This is a genomic window from Peribacillus sp. FSL K6-5616 (assembly GCF_038008245.1).
Lineage (GTDB): Bacteria > Bacillota > Bacilli > Bacillales > DSM-1321 > Peribacillus > Peribacillus frigoritolerans.
On sequence record NZ_JBBOYT010000001.1, the window covers coordinates 3,643,366 to 3,662,692 of the forward strand.

At 39.8% G+C, this 19,327-nt stretch carries 21 protein-coding genes and 1 pseudogene; 6 read left to right on the forward strand and 16 right to left on the reverse strand.

The window, feature by feature from the left end; translation table 11 throughout:
• Window positions 1–590: 590 nt before the first annotated feature.
• The 3 genes from MHB45_RS17500 to MHB45_RS17510 all read right to left on the reverse strand — a co-directional run bounded on the left by MHB45_RS17500 (window position 591) and on the right by MHB45_RS17510 (window position 2,891).
• Window positions 591–1,172: a methyl-accepting chemotaxis protein gene (locus MHB45_RS17500; protein ID WP_072273417.1), complete on the reverse strand. Its 582-nt coding sequence runs from the start codon at window positions 1,170–1,172 to the stop codon at window positions 591–593.
• The gene (locus MHB45_RS17505) at window positions 1,063–2,097 is read right to left on the reverse strand and encodes a cache domain-containing protein (RefSeq protein ID WP_048687549.1); all 1,035 of its coding nucleotides are present in this window, start codon (window positions 2,095–2,097) and stop codon (window positions 1,063–1,065) included. Before MHB45_RS17505 ends, MHB45_RS17500 begins: the two co-directional genes overlap by 110 nt.
• A 275-nt stretch (window positions 2,098–2,372) precedes the next feature.
• A complete protein-coding gene (locus MHB45_RS17510) occupies window positions 2,373–2,891 on the reverse strand; it encodes a DJ-1/PfpI family protein (protein WP_048687548.1) in 519 nt (172 codons plus the stop codon).
• A 135-nt stretch (window positions 2,892–3,026) separates the two neighbouring features.
• On the opposite strand from MHB45_RS17510, the gene MHB45_RS17515 reads away from it, so the two are divergent.
• Window positions 3,027–3,422 carry a winged helix-turn-helix transcriptional regulator gene (locus tag MHB45_RS17515; RefSeq protein ID WP_048687547.1) on the forward strand — a complete coding sequence of 132 codons (396 nt, stop codon included), beginning with the start codon at window positions 3,027–3,029 and terminating at the stop codon, window positions 3,420–3,422.
• 470 nt (window positions 3,423–3,892) lie between these two features.
• On the opposite strand, the gene MHB45_RS17520 is transcribed toward MHB45_RS17515, so the two are convergent.
• From MHB45_RS17520 to MHB45_RS17550, 7 genes and pseudogenes are all read right to left on the reverse strand, one after another.
• On the reverse strand, window positions 3,893–4,498 hold the full coding sequence (locus MHB45_RS17520) for a hypothetical protein (protein ID WP_048883190.1): 606 nt from the start codon (window positions 4,496–4,498) through the stop codon (window positions 3,893–3,895).
• Window positions 4,499–4,525: 27 nt separating this feature from the next.
• Window positions 4,526–4,889: pseudogene (locus MHB45_RS17525) on the reverse strand (IS1595 family transposase); the annotation flags it as partial.
• Between the two features lie 125 nt (window positions 4,890–5,014).
• A complete protein-coding gene (locus MHB45_RS17530) occupies window positions 5,015–5,212 on the reverse strand; it encodes a hypothetical protein (RefSeq protein ID WP_048686936.1) in 198 nt (65 codons plus the stop codon).
• A 111-nt stretch (window positions 5,213–5,323) separates the two neighbouring features.
• On the reverse strand, window positions 5,324–6,574 hold the full coding sequence (locus tag MHB45_RS17535) for an MFS transporter (protein ID WP_202186334.1): 1,251 nt from the start codon (window positions 6,572–6,574) through the stop codon (window positions 5,324–5,326).
• A 626-nt stretch (window positions 6,575–7,200) separates the two neighbouring features.
• Window positions 7,201–7,686, reverse strand: a complete 486-nt coding sequence (locus MHB45_RS17540; RefSeq protein WP_048686940.1) for an SRPBCC family protein — start codon at window positions 7,684–7,686, stop codon at window positions 7,201–7,203.
• Window positions 7,687–7,709: 23 nt separating this feature from the next.
• Window positions 7,710–8,246 carry a GNAT family N-acetyltransferase gene (locus tag MHB45_RS17545; RefSeq protein ID WP_207117716.1) on the reverse strand — a complete coding sequence of 179 codons (537 nt, stop codon included), beginning with the start codon at window positions 8,244–8,246 and terminating at the stop codon, window positions 7,710–7,712.
• A gap of 2 nt (window positions 8,247–8,248) precedes the next feature.
• Window positions 8,249–8,767: a YfiT family bacillithiol transferase gene (locus MHB45_RS17550; RefSeq protein WP_081088691.1), complete on the reverse strand. Its 519-nt coding sequence runs from the start codon at window positions 8,765–8,767 to the stop codon at window positions 8,249–8,251.
• Window positions 8,768–9,001: 234 nt separating this feature from the next.
• Between MHB45_RS17550 and MHB45_RS17555 the strand changes: the two genes are divergently transcribed.
• The 3 genes from MHB45_RS17555 to MHB45_RS17565 are packed head-to-tail and all read left to right on the forward strand — an operon-like array spanning window position 9,002 to window position 12,710.
• Window positions 9,002–10,102 carry a GerAB/ArcD/ProY family transporter gene (locus MHB45_RS17555; RefSeq protein ID WP_161922252.1) on the forward strand — a complete coding sequence of 367 codons (1,101 nt, stop codon included), beginning with the start codon at window positions 9,002–9,004 and terminating at the stop codon, window positions 10,100–10,102.
• A complete protein-coding gene (locus MHB45_RS17560) occupies window positions 10,077–11,561 on the forward strand; it encodes a spore germination protein (RefSeq protein ID WP_053087434.1) in 1,485 nt (494 codons plus the stop codon). The genes MHB45_RS17555 and MHB45_RS17560 overlap by 26 nt, the downstream gene beginning before the upstream one ends.
• A gap of 3 nt (window positions 11,562–11,564) precedes the next feature.
• Window positions 11,565–12,710 (forward strand): Ger(x)C family spore germination protein, encoded by a 1,146-nt coding sequence (locus tag MHB45_RS17565; RefSeq protein ID WP_202186335.1) that lies wholly within the window; start codon window positions 11,565–11,567, stop codon window positions 12,708–12,710.
• 49 nt (window positions 12,711–12,759) lie between these two features.
• Here MHB45_RS17565 and MHB45_RS17570 read toward each other — a convergent pair whose 3' ends face one another.
• Window positions 12,760–13,236 carry a hypothetical protein gene (locus tag MHB45_RS17570; protein WP_340908022.1) on the reverse strand — a complete coding sequence of 159 codons (477 nt, stop codon included), beginning with the start codon at window positions 13,234–13,236 and terminating at the stop codon, window positions 12,760–12,762.
• A gap of 156 nt (window positions 13,237–13,392) precedes the next feature.
• Between MHB45_RS17570 and MHB45_RS17575 the strand changes: the two genes are divergently transcribed.
• Window positions 13,393–13,830, forward strand: a complete 438-nt coding sequence (locus MHB45_RS17575) for a GNAT family N-acetyltransferase (RefSeq protein WP_072273422.1) — start codon at window positions 13,393–13,395, stop codon at window positions 13,828–13,830.
• A gap of 60 nt (window positions 13,831–13,890) precedes the next feature.
• Here the strand turns inward: MHB45_RS17575 and MHB45_RS17580 are convergent, their stop codons facing one another.
• Entirely contained in the window at window positions 13,891–14,175 is a 285-nt protein-coding gene (locus MHB45_RS17580; RefSeq protein WP_048677948.1) for an AbrB/MazE/SpoVT family DNA-binding domain-containing protein, read from the reverse strand.
• A gap of 490 nt (window positions 14,176–14,665) precedes the next feature.
• Here MHB45_RS17580 and MHB45_RS17585 point away from each other — a divergent pair, with 490 nt between their 5' ends.
• Window positions 14,666–15,637 (forward strand): DMT family transporter, encoded by a 972-nt coding sequence (locus MHB45_RS17585; protein WP_048677949.1) that lies wholly within the window; start codon window positions 14,666–14,668, stop codon window positions 15,635–15,637.
• 64 nt (window positions 15,638–15,701) lie between these two features.
• On the opposite strand, the gene MHB45_RS17590 is transcribed toward MHB45_RS17585, so the two are convergent.
• The 4 genes from MHB45_RS17590 to MHB45_RS17605 all read right to left on the reverse strand — a co-directional run bounded on the left by MHB45_RS17590 (window position 15,702) and on the right by MHB45_RS17605 (window position 19,067).
• Complete coding sequence (locus MHB45_RS17590; protein WP_048677950.1) at window positions 15,702–16,604, reverse strand: sensor histidine kinase; 903 nt, start codon at window positions 16,602–16,604, stop codon at window positions 15,702–15,704.
• 18 nt (window positions 16,605–16,622) lie between these two features.
• Window positions 16,623–17,381, reverse strand: coding sequence for an ABC transporter permease (locus MHB45_RS17595; RefSeq protein ID WP_048677951.1), 759 nt, complete (start codon window positions 17,379–17,381; stop codon window positions 16,623–16,625).
• On the reverse strand, window positions 17,374–18,297 hold the full coding sequence (locus MHB45_RS17600; RefSeq protein WP_048677952.1) for an ABC transporter ATP-binding protein: 924 nt from the start codon (window positions 18,295–18,297) through the stop codon (window positions 17,374–17,376). The genes MHB45_RS17595 and MHB45_RS17600 overlap by 8 nt, the downstream gene beginning before the upstream one ends.
• A gap of 80 nt (window positions 18,298–18,377) precedes the next feature.
• Window positions 18,378–19,067 carry a response regulator transcription factor gene (locus MHB45_RS17605; RefSeq protein WP_048677953.1) on the reverse strand — a complete coding sequence of 230 codons (690 nt, stop codon included), beginning with the start codon at window positions 19,065–19,067 and terminating at the stop codon, window positions 18,378–18,380.
• Window positions 19,068–19,327 lie beyond the last annotated feature (260 nt).

Sequence of the window (19,327 nt, forward strand, 5' to 3'; positions counted from 1 at the left end):
ATATTATCGGTAAAAATAACGAAACCTTTAGCCTATTTTTCACAAAGAACCAACAGTCGGATTCAATAAAACACCATAAAAGCAAATCATTATTCCTATACCTCATCGAGAAAAGTTGGAAATCGAAGAATTCCTAGAGGATTTTGTTTACACACTTTGATAAAAATGGAAGATATGCAGCATAGTTTTGGAAGGGAAATGTATTTGAGGTTTTGCATGAGAACAAACGGAAATTGATTACGAAGGCGATGGATTATTGATCAGGAACCCAAACCCATTGGTACACCCATCATCTAGCAGAAGTAAATAAGGGGAAAGCTAAATGGCATTCCCCTCTCGTTACTATGAATCTATCGCATATAAATTTGTGAAGCTTCTAATATCCGTGCCGACTTGTCCGATTCCTATATATTATTCCCCTTTGTAAAAAAAGCATGGATACTTGACCCGATCCTCTAAATTGTACTTCTATTGATTTTGTCCACCATAGAGAGATGTCCCAGCGATTCACCTTTCATAATGATGAAATGGCAATCCAACAAAAGAGGAAACCACTGTAATGGCCTCCCTTTTTGCAACACTTGTTATCCCTACTTCTCTATCTGGAATTCCCCTAGCGTCTGCTCCAAATCATTTATTAACTGTGTAAGCTGCTGTGTATATTGAGCAAGTTCATTGGAAGAAGCAGCTTGTTCCTCCATGGATGATGCAATTTCTTCTGATGAAGCTGTCGTTTGCTGTGATACGGCGGTGATTTCTTCTATCACTTTAATAACCGTTTCTTTTTGTCGATTGATGCTTTCAATGGATTGTGTTTCTTCCTGAATCGAATTGGATATTTTCCCGACTGAATCTTCCAGCTCTTTCATGGCTTCACTTACCGTGTTCACGGCATTTTTCTGATCCTTGCTGATTTGATTCGTTTCATTTGTCGTTTTCAGCAATTCCTCTGTATCTGACAGAATGCTTTGGATGATTGCTTGAATATTTTTTGTAGCTTCTTTTGAATCATCAGCCAAGCTCCTTACTTCATTCGCCACGACAGCAAAACCTTTGCCGGACTCACCTGCCCTTGCAGCTTCTATAGATGCATTCAAAGATAATAAATTGGTTTGTTCCGATATTTTCGAAATGGCATTCGTGACATCTGAAATGGTTTTTGATTTTTCCACAAGTCTTAAGCTCATGCTGGATGTTGTCTGGTGTGAGCGCCAACACCTTCCAGTTCACTTCAGGGACCGTACTCCATTCACCTGTGTAATCTTCACCATCCAACGTCAAGGGTTGGTTCGCTTTTCCGCCCCCATTATACATGTCGGCCACCCACTTGAACTCTGAACTGAATCGATCAGTGTCCGTAATGAAATCCTCCACACCTTCTTCCATGCCGCTTTTGTCAGGATTCATATTCTTCCCGTCCATATCCTTCATGAATGAACTCACGATAAACCCTTGTGAATCCAATATCACCAGATTGCTAGTGGAATCTTTTTCGATGGTTGACCTCATTTTCCCGATTGCCGCAAGGTCGATATCATAACCCAGGGCCCCTGCCATTTTCCCGTCCGATGAAACGGGCGTGACAACGGAAGTCATGATCATTCCCGAACCTCCATCTTTATACACATCCATCCATTTCGTTTCTGGTCTTTCGGTCAGCTGCGTATAAGTCTTTGTCTCCCTGGCATCCTGATTGAAATCCATTTGGGGAGAAGCATACAAGGAACCATCCGATCCATCCATATAATAAACGGAAATTAAATCCTCATTGTTCTTTTGAAAAGCCTCTAACGTTTTTTGAATATCCTTGATTGAATCACCATTCTTGATCTGATTGGAAACCAGCTGTGATAATTGCTCTAACGAATTTTCATACGTGGCCATGCTCAAATCGATTTGTGCCGCTGCATTTTGGGCCGAGCTTTCGTTGATGGACGTACTATCTTCTTTAAAAATGGAAGTCACCTTTACCCCCATTATCGAAACGGATACGACTATCGCGAGAAAAACGGATGTACATATAAATAGTAACCATTTTATCCGGAGCGATATCCTTCTCTTTACTTTTTCTTTCTTGTCAATCGATGAACTTCTCATCAATCGTTTCCCCCTTTTATTTGGCCTGCAAATGCCCTTATGTGTGAAAACAAAGATTCAATCTATGCTCAAAATGGATCCTTCCTAAATTACGGTCACTTACTTTATTTTTCCACATAAACATACTGTATACCTATCAATCCCTTGTCAATCACCAATAACGGATAAATTAATAGGTCTAAAGTTCGCATTCCATTTTCAAAAAAAAAACCCTTGGATTGTATAGAATCCAAGGGTTTCACATAGGGGATATTAAGTCAGCAATAACACGCGATTTAGCGTAATGCTGCGGCTAAGCTTTCTCCGAATTCTTTTGCGCCATCCGGACCATCACCCGTTATGATGTCACCATGCGCAACGACATGCTGTTTTACATATTCAGCGGAATTGGCTTTCAATTCGTCAATTTGAACATCAACTGGGTAACAAGCAGCTTTACGTCCAGAAAGTAAACCTGTTTTCGCTACAGTGACAGAACCTGCACAAATTCCCGTTACAAGAACTTTTTGTTCATGCGCTTGTTTCAAAAAACTTTGCAGTTCTTGGTTGCCCCATAGATGATCATTCGTACCTGATCCCCCAATTACTGCGATTGCATCATAATCACTTGCTGAAACTTCAGAAAAGATCACCTCTGCCAAAGCCTTGCCTTGATAGTCACCAGTTATTTCTCCTGTTTTCGTACTGGCTATCGTCACTGCCACCCCTGCATTTTCCAATACTTCCTTCGGCTGAAATAATTCATCTTCATTAAAACGTTCTGGTGGTATAATTAGTAATGCTTTTTTACTCATATATATTGCCTCCTGAATTGAATTGTCTGATGACACTCAAATTGTAACGCTCGTAATCGGCGCTGTGAAGAATGCACTTTTATGTGCGGAGGTTACCTTAAGGTTACTGGTAAAATAAAAAAGGAGCTAATGTCCATGTCAGAAACATTAAGAGATGAAATCAAAGAAAAGATCTTAAACGGCTATTATAATTGCGAAAAAGAACTTACTTTATCCATATTCAGCGGCAAATGGAAAATCGTCATTCTATGGCATTTAGGTGTAGAAGGCCCACACAGATTCAGTGAACTACAACGGCTTTTCCCGAAAATATCCCATAAAATCTTAACGAATCAGTTACGTGAACTAATGGAAGACGGCATCGTCCATCGGGAGGTATATCCCGAGATCCCTCCAAAAGTCGAATATTCCATGACTGAACTTGGAATGACCTTGCTGCCGATCGTTGAAATGATGTATGAATGGGGAAAAAACAGGATGAATGAAATTAAACAAGAAATGCATGTCAGTGAAAATGATGGGAATAAATAATGCATTCGTGACCCGAAAAACAAAGCCCATTGTAAAATGTGAGCGTTGCCTCCAGACACTCGCTTTCCAAGGGCCGGGACCCCACTAGTGCATGCTGTGAAGGCTTGGCAGGCAGTCGGCGGAAAGGGAGCGATTTCTGAAATCAACTGGAACATTTATTAAGAAAAAACTGTAGGCTAGTCTCATCCCCAATATTCTTAAGACTAGATTATTCTTCATGTTTTTTTCCTATATCCTTAATCGATTGAAGAAATTTGCGACACTCCTGCCGAATAACTGGCTAGACGAGACACCGCAGACGCTTGCGTCGAGGAGGCTTGGCAGACTGTCGGCGGAAAGGGAGCGGATTTCTGAAATCAACTGAAACATTTTTTTAAATAAAGGTTATGTTAAATAATATTGTTATTTTTTAGTCAAATAAATGAGACCTTCTCTTATCAGGGGTCTCATAATCATTTTAATTTTTAAAATTACTCGTACTTACATAGCTTTGGAACTACAAAATCGGGAAAAGTCTTGATTATTTTTTTATATGTTGCGAAATTCGATTGACCTGAGATAACCGCAATGTTATCTCCATCATAGCCAATCCAAAAAATACTTGCATCGACTTCTACTTTAACCACTACTGTTCCCGCAATTTTCCCTTCCCAATTTCCTTTCCATTCTCTTTGTTCTACACTAAATACATCTTTGTTTGTGGACCATAAAACTAAATCATTCCCACTACCAAGAGTAATATAGAAAGGGAAAATCTCCTTAAACTGCTTTTCATTCTGGATTTCAGTAACAACGTATCGGTTAGTTAAGTATCTATAACTGATATTGAATTCCTTGCAATTATGTTCAAACTCATCTTTCCAATAAGAAGAAACCTCAGCACAAAAATAAAGTGGAAATGCTTTCATATTCCTCATCCACAATGGCAGGAAATTTTCATCACATTCTGGTAGATAAAAGCCATCCATTAAGAAAACATATGGTGTAGTGCCTTCTATTGCAAACGGAAAAAAACCTCCAGCATCAGGATTTGAGTCATAATATCTCTTCGGGAAATAGCCAACTTCTATATTCAATTTTCCGCCCCCTTAGTTCCAATGTATTCATTTATTAAGGTTGATAATCTTTAACTCTTTATAAGTAAATCTGTCTTGAAAAGACAACTTTCTACTATCATACTACTTATTGAAATGTTATCACTTCGATGTTTAATCATATCCAAGAAATGAAACCAACTCAAATAATGGGGTAGGTATTTTGTTGCTACTCCATTAAGTCGTTGTATCCAACCTTTTAATAGAATGTGATAATTATTAACATTTTGGATATGATAAATCCCTCTTACACGTTCTGCACCGTCTGATTTAAAACAGTAGTGTTCCAATCCTTTATTTCTTGCCTAGGTGAAAATGCCCTCCAAGCATCGGTGCAAAGTGTATTGTCCGACGACAATTCATTGCCGATAGCGATGTTGTTCCACAGTCAGAATTATTTAACATAGCTTAAATAAAAAACTAGACCGACATTAGAATATCTCGGTCTAGTGAATTCGAAGCTGATTCTTTTCATGAAAAGGAAAGGTGATAACTCATTTACTTTTTACCCGGCTTGGTGAATTGCTGACCAATTGCACCTATTATTAAAATGATGATCGAAATGAGACTGTAATCCTTGAAAAAGGTCGTAAATGGAATTTCCAGAAACAAGAACGCCATCGTAATCAATCGTCCTATAAGAAGAATCATTCCGATAACTACCATCCAATTAAATAATTTCCCCAAAAAACCCATCTTTTCCTCCTTCCCCAATCAAATGATGACTTTCATGGTATCATCTTTCTACAAGAATAAATATCCGGCATGCTGAAAATCCTTCAGCCTGACATGTCGTTCCGTGCCCCATTACTCGGAGGCATCTTTGGAGATAGGTTTTCCGGCTTCGATCAACACTTTGCTGCCCAGCAGGAAAAAACCTTGAATGAACAGCAATATACCAGTTCCTATAAGGAGCCATTCTATTTTAATGATGTCGGATATCGGTCCGAATACAAGCATTCCCAGGGGCATCATGGAAGTCGAGATCATTCCTAAAACACCAAATACCCTCCCAAGAAGATCACCCTCGATTTTCTCCTGTAACAAGACCATGGACGGCGTATTAAAAATGGGCATCGCCAATCCCACTACCCCCATGATGATCAAGTAAATCCAGAAAACGGGGATGATTCCAAGAGCGAAAGTACAGGCACCAATTATAAGGCTTGCAAGTGTCATCGTATGGATCTTGTTTTTAAAGCCTCCCCAGGAAGCCATGAAAATCCCGCCTAGCATCATACCGATGGCAAAGGTGATTTCTATCGCAGTCAACCGCCAAACATCATTCCCGAAAGAGCGTGTGACTTGAAGCGGTGTTAGGAATGCAACTGGTGCGGCAAGCACGAAGAAAAATGCGAAAAACATAAAGAACTTCTTAAGAAAGTCGTGATTCCTGATATAACTGAAGCCTTCTTGCAAATCGGTGAAATAGCTGGTTGTTTGCTTTTGTAATGCCTTCGAATGTGCTGGAATTTTCAAAAAGGCCAGCAATGTGAAGATGGCAATTGCTGCTGTAATCACATCAATGAAGAAAATGGTTTCGATTGAAGCCATCGTAAGCAGCGCGCCGCTCACCATGGGGGAAACGAGCATCACTAGCGCTTGAATGCTTCCATTTGTCCCGTTCACCTTCGTAAGCTTATCCTCTGGCACAAGTTGCGGGAGAATGGCCCCGACTGCAGGAGTCTGGATCCCAGTTCCGATTGCGCGGACAGCGGACATGACGAAAAGCAGCCAAAGCTCATCGTAGCCGATTAAAAACAAGATGGCCAATACGAGCGTTGAAATGGCAATCAAAGAATCCGAAAGAATGATCAGTATCTTCCGATTATAGCGGTCTGCCCATACCCCCGCGATTGGGGAGAGTATGAAGGTGGGCACAAAACCACAAACGATGGATATCGTCATCATGACACCCGACTGTGTATTCAATGTGATATACCACATGATGGCATACTGGACCAAGGACGAGCCAAAGAGGGATATCGTCTGACTGCCTAGAAAAAGAGTGATATTCTTTTTCCAATTGTCCTTTACTTGTTCATTTAATGATTTCATCTCTTAAACACCTCATTCTATTTTCAATATTTGTTCTTAATGCCCTAAAAAAAACACAGGCTATTTGCCTGTGTTTAGAGTAAATGGATCAGAACCTATCTAAAGAAACCTGAGAGGATGACTATTTTCACGATAAAAAATCAATCTCCCACTGGCCTTCGGTTTGGTCAATACAATGAAGAATCTTACATCTATCCAAAATGACCCTTGGATAAGTAATATAATTTCCCCTTATAATTCTTCCATTTTAAATTCAACTGGAATCGTGAAAACCTATGATCACAAAGGTTGCCCCGGCTACAGCTGGACACAAAAAAAAGAGATTGGGTCTCTTTTTTCTTAAATGCGTAAAATGAAGGTTTCCTTAAAAATAGACAGACCATTCCCATTTACCCTGCGGACGGCAGAGCTCTTGAACGTATTCAATTAACGGTTCAAAGATTGGAAACGCAGTCTGATATATGTCACAAGGAAAACCTCCATTTCTTAAAAGTTAAAGTCATCTTAACATGGAGCCAACCGGAATATCAATAAAAAACTTCCTTCATGGCAGAAGCATCACTTCGGCTTTGGCCGAAATTCATTGTTCCGCTTCCTTATGTATCCTGCTGCCTGTCACACATTCATTATCCATCCATTCGTTTGACGGCAGCCGTATATTCCTTATGCCATTTTTCCCATTCATCCATTGGGAAGTCCTGATGGTGTCCATCAAGTAAATCACTAAACATACCTAGGCAAATATGCCAGCCTGCCAAATCTTTTGATGTATGATCATTAACTGGCGTAATGGATTCTTTCAATACCAATGAGCATCCATCCTTTTCAGGGGATACCTCGAAACGAACCCAGCCGTCCCCCCATTCAAAATCTAAAACGGCAGATTCCCGGAAGTCCCTGATCTTCATATCAAAAGATTTCCCTGACCCATCATTGAAATTGAATTTTATCGTCCCATCTTTTCGGAGGTCCTTCATTTCCAGGTTGGACATCCACTTTTCCAACTTATCATTCTCCGTTAAAGCACCCCATACCTTTTCAACCGAATGATTGAGCAGGCGATCGAATCTTGCGATAATCCCATTACCATCTTTTTCGATTGAAGCTTGCACTTGGATTCCCCCCATTCAATTCGTTACCTGAGATTATTTTTATAATAAAAAATGGTCGGTTGGAATTCACCATTTGCAGATTTCGCATATTCAGGAATCCTGCCTGCCTGAATATATCCCAATGAGGTATACAGGAGATTTGAAGGATCTCCTTCCCTCGTATCCAGGACCAATAATGTCCGCCTTTCCTGTTTGGCCTTCTTCTCAGCCTCTAGCATGAGTGAACGTCCTATGCCATTTCTTCTATAACCAGTATGCGTCATTAATTTTGCGATTTCCGCTCGATGGCCGCCATTTTGCTTTGAACATAAATGTAACTGTACACTCCCGACAATCTTACCCTGTAACTTAGCGACTAATAAAATCACATCAGGATTCATTGCATTACTCCAATAATCAATCGCCTCAGACCGTTCCATGGGTGGTAAAAAACCGATGGACGCACCATCATCCACCACTTGCACCAAAAGGTCAGACAGTTCATTAAGATGGTCTTCGATTGATGTTTTTTGTTCGATTTTCACATCGGCGTTCACAGTAATCACACCTTTCTCAGTCATATTCACCATCCCTGGCGCTTTGATAAAGTAGTAATGTGAGCCAGATGATGGCGTCCGTGCCATGCATAAATTCCTATATTTTCACCGACTGTCACCTCTCCTGAATCAGGATGGATGAATGTTCTGCTCAGGTCGTCTGCATGAAGCCCCGATAAAAGTTTGCCCATGCGGATATGTACAGCTTCGATTAGTGATAGAGAAACTTCAACCGGCAAATCAGAATCAGGCAGCTCTGCCCATTTCCCTTCCTCGTACGGTTTAATGACAGGATTTTCTTCCGTAAGGGCCAATTTGAAGCGAATATACGCATTCATATGACTATCCGCAACATGATGCACCACTTGGCGGACCGTCCATCCTCCAGGACGATAAGCCGTATCAAGCTGTTCATCATCCATGTTTCCTACCGCTTCCCGCAGGATCTGAGGCAAGGCTTCAATCTCGTTGAGCCACCCTTCGGCTACACCACTAGTAATTTCCCCGTCAAACTGAAACTTCCCGACCGGGTATCTTAAATCCATCTTCATTCCCCCTTGATGTTCAATAAAAATAGCATCTATATATATTCTTTATCGATTAAGACAAATCCTTTTTCCGGCATACTTTGCTTTGCTCTACTGCTCATCACTAAATATCAGAAATTTAATCCATATCATTAGCGCGTATACTATTTCCTCATTTAGCAATCATAAACAAATGAATGGCATTTTGCATCAATCCAATCTTTAAACAATGGAAATGGGGATAGGATCATATTGAAGAAAATTAGTTCGATACAAACCCTGAGCATCTTCTTTTTATCAATCGGCCTTCTTAATCACGTTATTTTGATCCCTTTCCTCCTATCCACCGGCGGAAGGGATGCTTGGTTTTTTTCTATCATTACGATTGGGTTGATCCCGATTTGGGTCTACATATTATCGAGGATAATCAAGAATATGAATAATCAATCCCTGACGGATTGGCTTGAAAATAGATTTGGAAAACCTATTAAAAATATCGCTTTATTCTTTATAGTGCTCTACCTGATCAGCCTTGTTTTGGCGACTACAAAGGAAACGATAGATTGGATCACTACAAGCTTTCTTTTTGAAACCCCAAGTTTAGCGATTATCATTCCGTTTACACTGCTATGTATCTTCCTTGCCCATTCAGGTATGCGCTCCATTGCCATTTGCGCTTCTGTATTATTGCCCATAGTCATCATTCTTGGCATTTTCGTCGCGACCGGAAATATGCCGACAAAAGACTACAGCCACCTCCTTCCCCTTTTCGAGAATGGCTATTTTCATGGTGTTAAGAGCTTTCTATATACTGGTTATGGCCTTGCCGAACTGATTTTACTGGCTTTCTTTCAGGAAAATATTTCTGATAAGATCAGTCGGAAAGTATTGGTTTTCATATGCCTCGGATTAGTGTTCCTACTTCTCGGCCCATTAACAGCTGCACTCGCTGAATTCGGGCCGACCTTAGCCGAAGCCATGAGGTATCCTGCCTATGAACAGTGGCGGCTGCTGACTATTGGAAAATATATCGAACATACAGATTTCTTTTCCATTTATCAATGGCTTGCTGGGGCCTATATTCGTGTTTCACTGGCTTTATTCTTAATAACTGAAGTCTTTAATAAAAAAACGAACCAAATGAAGCTGGGAATTCTCTTCGCTGTAGGCTTTCTTATGGTGATCGTCTCCATCGTTCCCTACAGTAATTTCAAGTTCTTGCATATAACCCAAACCTTTTACTACCCTGGTGCTCTTTATTTCCTGATACTTTTGTCCGCCTTTTTGTTTATCGGCACTTTCATTAGTTCTAAGGAGGGTAAAAAACATGAGAATGAAACGATCCAAAAATGAGCCAACCCTCCCTGAATTAAGGGAGGAGACATTTCGAGAGTTATTCAGTTCAAGCTCAGATATCTTATTTGACAAGATTTATATCGGAGAAACCGAAAGGCCCATTCCAATCCTTATTTTTTACTGCTCGGGTATGGCTGATATCAGTTTACTGAACGAAGGAATTTTAGAAAAGTTAAATAAAATGATGCAATTGGATGAGAGAATAGATGCAGAAAAGGTTATCAACAAGCTAAAACCATTGGTGGATTTGACGAAAGTGACCATTGATAGTGAATTCATTAGTGTCCAACAGCAGATTTTCTCCGGGAATGCTCTATTGTTCATACCGCTAACACAAGATTTATTTTCCATTAATTTGTCCAAAGTTCCGAACCGGCAGCCTGAGGAGTCCTCCTTCGAGGTCTCGGTAAGGGGGCCAAGAGATGGATTTGTCGAAGATTTATCCATGAATACAGCTTTAATCAGAAAGCGGCTAAAAACCAAATCGCTTGCCTATGAAGACTTTATCGTTGGCAGGCGCAGTCAAACGAAAGTCGCACTAATGTACATGGATGACATCATCGATAAAGAACTTGTTAAAAATGTAAGATCGAAAATCAACTCCCTTGATATTGATATTTTGGTGAGCAGCCAACAATTGGAGGAATTGATCACTAACAGTAAATTTAGTATATTTCCACTCACTCATTATACGAGTCGCCCCGATTTTGTAGTCGAAGCACTCAATCAAGGAAGATTCATTCTAATCGTGGACGGTATGCCAACGATAATCGTGGCCCCTTCTACTTTACTATTGCAAATAAAAACCGCAGAAGATTCGAATCTTCCTTTTCTATTTGTAAGCCTTGAGCGACTTCTTCGCTTTATGGGGCTTGGCATTACCGTTTTATTGCCGGGGTTTTGGATATCGATTTCCGCTTTCAATATTGAACAGGTGCCGTTCCCGTTACTAGCCACGATAACCCTTTCAAGGCTGGGACTTCCCTTATCTGCCACGATGGAATTCATTCTCATGCTCATTTTATTTGAATTATTCCGTGAATCCGGAGTCAGGTTACCTAAAGCGGTTGGGCAGACAGTTGCCGTTGTAGGAGGTCTCATTGTCGGTGATGCTGCAATTAGGGCAGGACTGACCTCGCAAACCATGCTTGTGGTCACCGCCGTAACCTCAGTTGCATCTTATACACTTGTAAACCAGTCTTTAACAGGTGCCGTTACCGTTCTGCGAATGTTTGTGCTGTTACTAAGCTGCATTTATGGAATCTATGGCTTGATAATCGGTTTCCTTTCCATTGTCACATTACTATCCAGGCTTGATTCATTCGGTCTTCCATATATTGGAGGAATGAACCCGCTAAGGATCACAAAAATACTGGATTCATTCATAAAGAGGCCATGGAATTCCATCAGTAAACGATCTTTGGCAGCTGATGATAAGACGAGAAAGGGGCAGTAAGGCATGTTCCGCATCTGTAAAATTTGGTTGACCCTACATTTAATCCTATTACTTTCAGGCTGTTGGGATGAAAAAACAATCCAGGACTTTCATTATATAACAGCCATCGGGATAGATTTCCAAGATGGGGAATACATAGTTTATACGCAACTTGTAGACTTCGCTGCGGTAGCTAAAACGGAATCGAAGCCGACTCAAGCCCCTCCCGTATATGTAGGGAAACAAAAAGGACGGTCCATTTCAATCGCCATTAATCAACTAATGCGCAATACTCAACAGTCTCTCTATATAGGGCATGTATCCACATTTGTAATCAGTGAAAATGTTTTGAATCGGCAAAGCACAGAAATAGTGGATTATATTTACAGAAACCAATTGCTTAGATACTCAGCCAATATTTTTGCCACAAAAAGTTCAATGGATGAGCTATTTTCCATTAACGGCTTTTTTAATTTGTCGCCTTTATACACGACATTATATTTTCCGGATGATGTATACCGGATTAGATCATTCATCCAACCCATTACGGTCCAAAGGTATTATTCCAATCAGCGGGAAAAAGCATCTACAACCATTTTACCCTCCATTTCCTGGAACGATAAAGTTTGGAAGGAAAAAGATAAAAATCGAAAAAGTCTCTATATGGATGGTGCATTTGTCATTTACTATAAAGTGTCCCAGCCCTGGTTCTCTGAAAAAGAATTGAGCGGTGTCCGCTGGCTCACTAAAAGGACCAACAAAACTCCAGTGAACATCATCATGAATAAGCAAGACATCTATGCCTCTTTCTCCCATCCGGATCATAAAGTAAAACCTGTTCTCAAGGATGGAAAGTACAAATTCGATATTCAAATTAACGTATCCGGCAAAATACTGGGGCTTGATACCCAAATCGATATCGAGAAAATAAAACGCAAATTCGAAAGCCAAATAAAAAAAGAAATCCAAACAACGTTTAAAACAGGGCTCCAAAAGAACGCAGACCCTTTAAACTTAGGCAACACCCTTTATATCAAAGAAACAAAATACTGGCAAAAGAATCATATGAACGAGCCGAAGGATTATTTAGATAAGGATTCAATACATGATATAAACGTAAAGGTACATATCCTTAACACAGGCGGATTAGAAGATAAGCCACTCGAGTAAAGTTGGCTTAACTCACGAGTATTTGCTCCAATTTCACGAGTAAAACAGCTTAACTCACGAGTATTTGCTCCAAACTCGCGAGTAAATCGACTAAACTCACGAGTAAACGCTGATATCTCATGAGATTGCTGCTGTATTCTATGGATAATGCTCCTTTCACGAGTAAATTGGCCAAACTCACGAGTATTTGCTCCAATTTCACGAGTAAATCGACTAAACTCACGAGTATTTGCTTCAAACTCACGAGTAAACGCCTATATATCGTGAGGTTGCTGCTGCATTCTATGGATAATGCTCCTTTCACGAGTAAATTGGCCAAACTCACTTGTATTTGCTCCAATTTCACGAGTAAATCGACTAAACTCACGAGTAAATCGACTAAACTCACGAGTAAACGCCTATATATCGTGAGGTTGCTGCTGCATTCTATGGATAATGCTCCTTTCACGAGTAAATCGACTAAACTCACGAGTATTTGCTTCAAACTCACGAGTAAACGCTGATATCTCATGAGTTTGCTGCTCATTTCGGGTTTAACAGCCCTCTACATGATGAAAAAATCAGGATGGTGCCTTTTTGAGCTCCATCCTGATTTTTGGGGCTGGAAAATGCGGTCCGGAATTTGGCGTATGGCATGGTTAAATGGTAAATTTAGAGTATTCTAACATTTGGGGGTCCATTTATGAGCATACAGAAGGCTACATTACATGAGCTGGAATCACTGACGGAACTTTTTGATTTATACAGGGTGTTTTATGAGCAAACCTCTGATCCTGGTCGTGCAAGGGAGTTTTTAAGGGAAAGGCTGACACATGGGGAGTCTGTGGTTTTTATGGCGTTTGATGAAGGAAATCCAATTGGTTTTGTACAATTATATCCTTCTTTTTCGTCTGTGAGTATGATGCGGTCATGGGTATTGAATGATTTATTCGTGAAGGAGTCCGCCCGTAAAAAGGGATTTGGCGAGGAGTTATTGAACGCGGCCATCGCTTTTGCACGTGAAACAGGTGCTAAAGGGGTTTCACTGGAGACAGGCAAGGATAATGTGAAAGCACAGAGACTTTATGAAAAGATTGGTTTCTCCCGTGAATCGAACCATTTTTATTATTTCACCATTTAATATAAAAAAGTGTAGGGAAAACCTTCCCTACACTTGGATGCTATTTATCTAGTATATTAATTATTTAGCAGTTTCCATGCTGGCTTGAATTTCTTTAATTAAAAGTTCGGCACCTTCTGGGCTAAGTATTAATTTACCGTCAGCAAGTTTCATATTGTCATCGGAAACGTCACCTGTAACCTGACAAGTCATGTTTGGTTTATATTTTTGAAGGATGATGCGCTCTTGTTCTACATAAATCTCCAGAGCGTCTTTCTCATTAATTCCTAATGTTCGGCGCAGTTCAATTGGAATGACTACCCGTCCTAATTCGTCAACTTTACGTACAATACCTGTAGATTTCATTTAATTTACCCCACTAACTTTCTTGCGAATGTTGCATTTATACATTTCGTCACCATTCGACATTATTTGCACTTCTATTAAGATACCACTACCTACCATATTCGTCAATTCTCGTATCTTCATATACTATCTGCCTCTATATGATTTTTATATAAAATATTAGTAATTCCTTCATAACACGCGTCACGACAACGTTTGCCGCTTCTTTCTTTGGTATATATTTCTAATTTAAATACTTAAATGGAAACGTCTTCATTCAATTCCAACAAGCTTTCTTTTCATTTCATGTCGAATCATGAAGAATGAATTTCACTAGCTTAAAAGAATCCTGTTGATTTTCTTTTGCTTTTGAAGGACAATTTAAATTGATCGCTTATAATATTTAGAAAATTCATTCTGCTTTCATTCCTGAAAAATTTTTCAGAAAGCCGAAACGATTGCCATCCTTCCAGAGTCTTACTGACTCATAAAACAGATTGAGGTGAGTCAATTGCGTCCGATTATATTAGGTATTTGTTCTGCTTTCTTTTTTGCATTTACGTTTGTTTTGAATCAGGCCATGGAGCTGTCTGGCGGAAGTTGGATTTGGAGTGCTTCGCTGCGTTATATCTTTATGGTGCCCTTTCTGTTGTGTATCGTATGGAGCAGAAAAAACCTGCGTCCCCTTTTACAAGTGATGAGAGAAAAGCCGGGTCCTTGGCTGCTTTGGAGTTTTGTCGGATTTGGGTTATTTTATGCTCCTTTATGCTTTGCGTCCGCCTACTCACCTGGCTGGCTGATCGCCGGAACTTGGCAAATCACGATCATTTCGGGTGCACTGCTTGCGCCGCTGTTTTTTGAAAATGTCCAAACGAAAGATGGGATCGAAAGGCAAAGGGGAAGGGTTTCTGTGAAAGGCCTCCTCATGTCCATGATCATTCTGCTTGGGATCATCCTGATGCAACTGGAACATACCAAACACATTTCAATGGCCAATCTTTGGCTGGGAGTGATTCCAATCGTCATCGCCTCATTTGCATACCCTTTGGGAAATCGCAAAATGATGGAAGTATCCGAAGGCCGTCTGGATGCTTATCAGCGGGTTTTGGGAATGACTTTGGCGAGTCTGCCATTCTGGTTTTTGCTTTCCTTGTACGGTTTCTTTACAGTAGGTGCACCGACGAAGATGCAGAGTTTCCAATCCCTTTTGGTGGCACTATTTTCTGGAGTCATCGCCACGGTCCTTTTTTTCATGGCGACCGATTTGGTACGCGGAAATATGCAGAAATTAGCTTCAGTTGAAGCAACACAATCGATGGAGGTCCTTTTTGCCCTTGCTGGCGAATTACTATTCCTATCTTTACCGATTCCTTCTCCGTTATCGTGGTTCGGCATCTTTATCGTCATCATGGGAATGATCCTGCATAGCTATGCATCTCATAAAAAAGAAGGTCCATCCCCGAAACGGACAGTGAATGCCTAAATAGCAAGCCAAAAAAGCCCCGGATAAGACTTAGGGGCTTTTTTGAGCTGAAAACAGAAGCCGACTACGTTCTTTTTTTCCATTGACAGGTCATGATAAATTGATGATTTTTCAGAGTGGCAAAAAGCTCACCATTCATTTTTTTCATTAAACTTTGCGCAATGGATAACCCTAGTCCCGTTCCTTTTTTATTTCTTGCAGTATCACCTGTATAAAACCTATCAAAAATCCTCTCAACATCTTGTTTTGTCATTACATCTGTTTTGTTACGAATAGTAAAGACAATGGAAGATGATTCTTCCTTTAATGATATCTGTACCGAACCACTTGCATGCTTAAGAACATTACTCACTAAATTTTCAACAACTCTTATTACTGCAGATGGATCTGCATATAACATGATCTCTTCATCAGGCATGTCGATATCCACTTGTAACTGTCGCTCATGAAATGCATCATAATAGTTCATGAGCACTTCCCAAATACTCTGATTGAGATGGAATGTTTGGAACTGCAGCTCATAGTCCATCGATTCCACTATTGATAATTCAAAAAATTCATCGAGCAAATCTTGTAATCTTTTCGTTCGCCTTTTGACAATTCCAATATACTCTGCTCGTTCTTCCAAAGTTAAGTGCTCATCTTCCAACAGCTGGATATAACCTAAAATGGAGGTTAGTGGCGTTCGCAGATCATGCGACATATTGGCAATTGCCTGCTTCAATGTCTCTTCCGTTCGCTTTTGTTCCACCTTCATCTCCATCATGGAATCAAAATAACCGTTGATTTCCACTGCCAGTCTTTCGATATCCCGATCAAAATATTCAATATCCACTTTCTTTTCTGTATATCGATAACGATAAGCTTGGAGCTGTTTCGTCATTCTTTTCATTTCTCGCTTCATGAAAAAAAACCGGAAGAGAAAAACGATCGCTATGAACATACATAGTACTGTTAAATGGATCATTTGCCTCCCCCTTTTTTCTTACTTGATTTCTTTACGGGAAAATACAATGCAGCATCCTATTGCACATACGACAAAAGTTAAAATAGGAACAATAATCATCGTAAATAACTCTGTTTGTTCAAGTATGGCCGCAGGAATATCTTTTATTAATTTAATGATGCTATGATTATATATCGTTTGAATGATGGGAGAGTTTTTCGAGAATATAGAAAATGCAACCTCCAATCCGAAAGTGAATACAAATAAAAATGAAATGGTCTTTCCACTATCTGTAAAGATGAGTCCTATGAGTGTCATAAATGAAGCAAATGCCGCCCCATACAAAGCAAGTAACCCTATCATTGGAACAATGCTTTCCACTACGGACATATTAGGGAATAAATGCGACCCTGATCCAAAAAATACAGTGGACACTATCCATAGGACAAGTGGGAATAAGATGGAAATAATGATTGCACCGATCGTGAAGACTGACAGTTTTGCAAGAACGATTTCCATTCTTTTATTTCCACCGGATATCAAATTTTTCATCACACCTGTTGAATAATCACTTGAAATAAAAAATCCAGCCAAAATGCACGGGGCATATTTCATTACCAGTTCATTCTGATTAACAAACGCTATCACAACGTCTATTCCTTTCATCTCTCCACTAGTTCCCCTAATTAGCATCTCACTGGGAGCAAGAATTCCTATTAATATAATGGTTAAGGCAATAGCCCAGAAGGAGCGATCATGTTTAAGCTTATACAATTCCGCTTTTATAAGATTATTCATGGTTGCCGCCCCCAATAAGCTTTGTAAAGTACTCTTCTAAATCTTCACCCATTGGCATAAACTGCTCAATCACTGCCCCATTCGCTGCTAATGTTGTAGAAACAAGGCCTGGTTCACCTACAAACTTATATAATTTGATGATTCCATCAGGCATTACTTCAAATTCTTTCGTACCTAATTCTTCTTCCAGCACCGCTACTCCTTGATGTGGCTTGTCTACTTTTATGTGTAAATAATGCTGACACTTTTCTTGTAAATCTTTCGCTGTTAACTCCTCTAATAATTTTCCATCGTGAATGATTCCATAATGAGTTGCCAATAAATTCAATTCGCTTAAGATATGACTGGAAATAAGAATCGTAATTCCTTTCTCACGGTTTAACTTTAATAGCAACTCACGGATTTCGACTACTCCCATTGGATCTAAGCCGTTTATCGGTTCATCCAAAATTAGAAATTCAGGCTCTGACAACAACGCCATCGCCAGTCCTAATCTTTGTTTCATACCTAATGAAAAATTTCTCGTTTTTTTCTTTCCTGTATGTTGCAGCCCTACAAGCGCTAACGTTTTTTCGATGCATTCTTTTCCGGGAATGCCCCTTTGCACTCGATGGACTTCCAGGTTTTGCTTAGCCGTCATATGAGGAAATAAAGCTGGCCCTTCAATAATGGTTCCGACTCTTTTTCTTGCTTCAATCAATTTTTCCGGATCGATTTCCCCAAATAATTCAATGCTTCCTTCACTTGCAAAGGCTAATCCTGCCACAAGTTTAATAAAGGTTGACTTCCCTGCTCCATTTTGACCAATGAAGCCATATATGGCACCTTTTTTGATAGATAGATTCACGTTATTTAATGCAGTGGTATGTTTATATTTTTTTGTTAAACCGGATGTCCTTAATATATATTCACTCATTTTTTTCCTCCCTTATCTGTGATTCATCATAAAATGAAAATCATAAGGGATTATAAAGAAAACCTTAAGAAAATCTTAAGTTATTTTAAGCGATATCCCATTCCCCAAATGGTTTCAATATACTCTTCAGTTGGGCTCGCTTTAGCCAATTTACTTCTCAGATTACTCATATGGACGTTCACCGTATTCTCATCCCTTAAATAATCATCTCCCCAAACCGCTTCAAACACATTGGCTTTCGAAAATATTTTTTGAGGATAGGAAATAAGTAATTCCAAAATGGCATACTCTCTTGCCGTTAGTATTACCTTCAAGTCATTTACGATAACTATTTTCGTATCAGTATCCACAGTAATGCCTCTATACGTAAGCTGGTTCTTTTCCTCTATTCTTTTCATGGTTGAAGATCTTCTTAAATGAGCATCTATTCTTGCCATTACTTCTTCAATATCAAATGGCTTCGTAATGAAATCATCTGCCCCAGCGCGCAATCCATTTATTTTCGTTTGCTGTTCTCCTTTTGCGGATATAATCAAAACAGGGACATGATGATGCTCCCTAATTTTACGAAGAACTTCCTCCCCGTCCATTCCTGGCAGCATTAAATCCAACAACACCATATCCCATTTCTTTTTCTCCACGTACAATATTGCTTCCGTCCCTGAAAATGCCGGCTGAGGGACATATCCACTTTTTTTCATCATATTGCAAAGCAATCCGCTAATATCATTATCATCTTCAACAATTAAAATATGTACCTGCTTCTCCATAAGAGCCACCTACTTTCCCTCTTTTATCTATTTCTTATATTAGCATTCTTTGTTAAGATCCGAAAAATTGACCTGCACCGCCGCAAACTCCTCAGCCGTTTACACTACCATATCTATCCCTTCATTATTTGTTGATTTCCACTCCAGGCGCTCGTCCCCAGGTGTCTCGTACCTTACGTTGCGTTATTTAAATAAAAGGCTGTTTTCACATACTTTGTTGCTATTTACCAGGTAGTGAGGTGTGGTTGATTTCCCCTCCA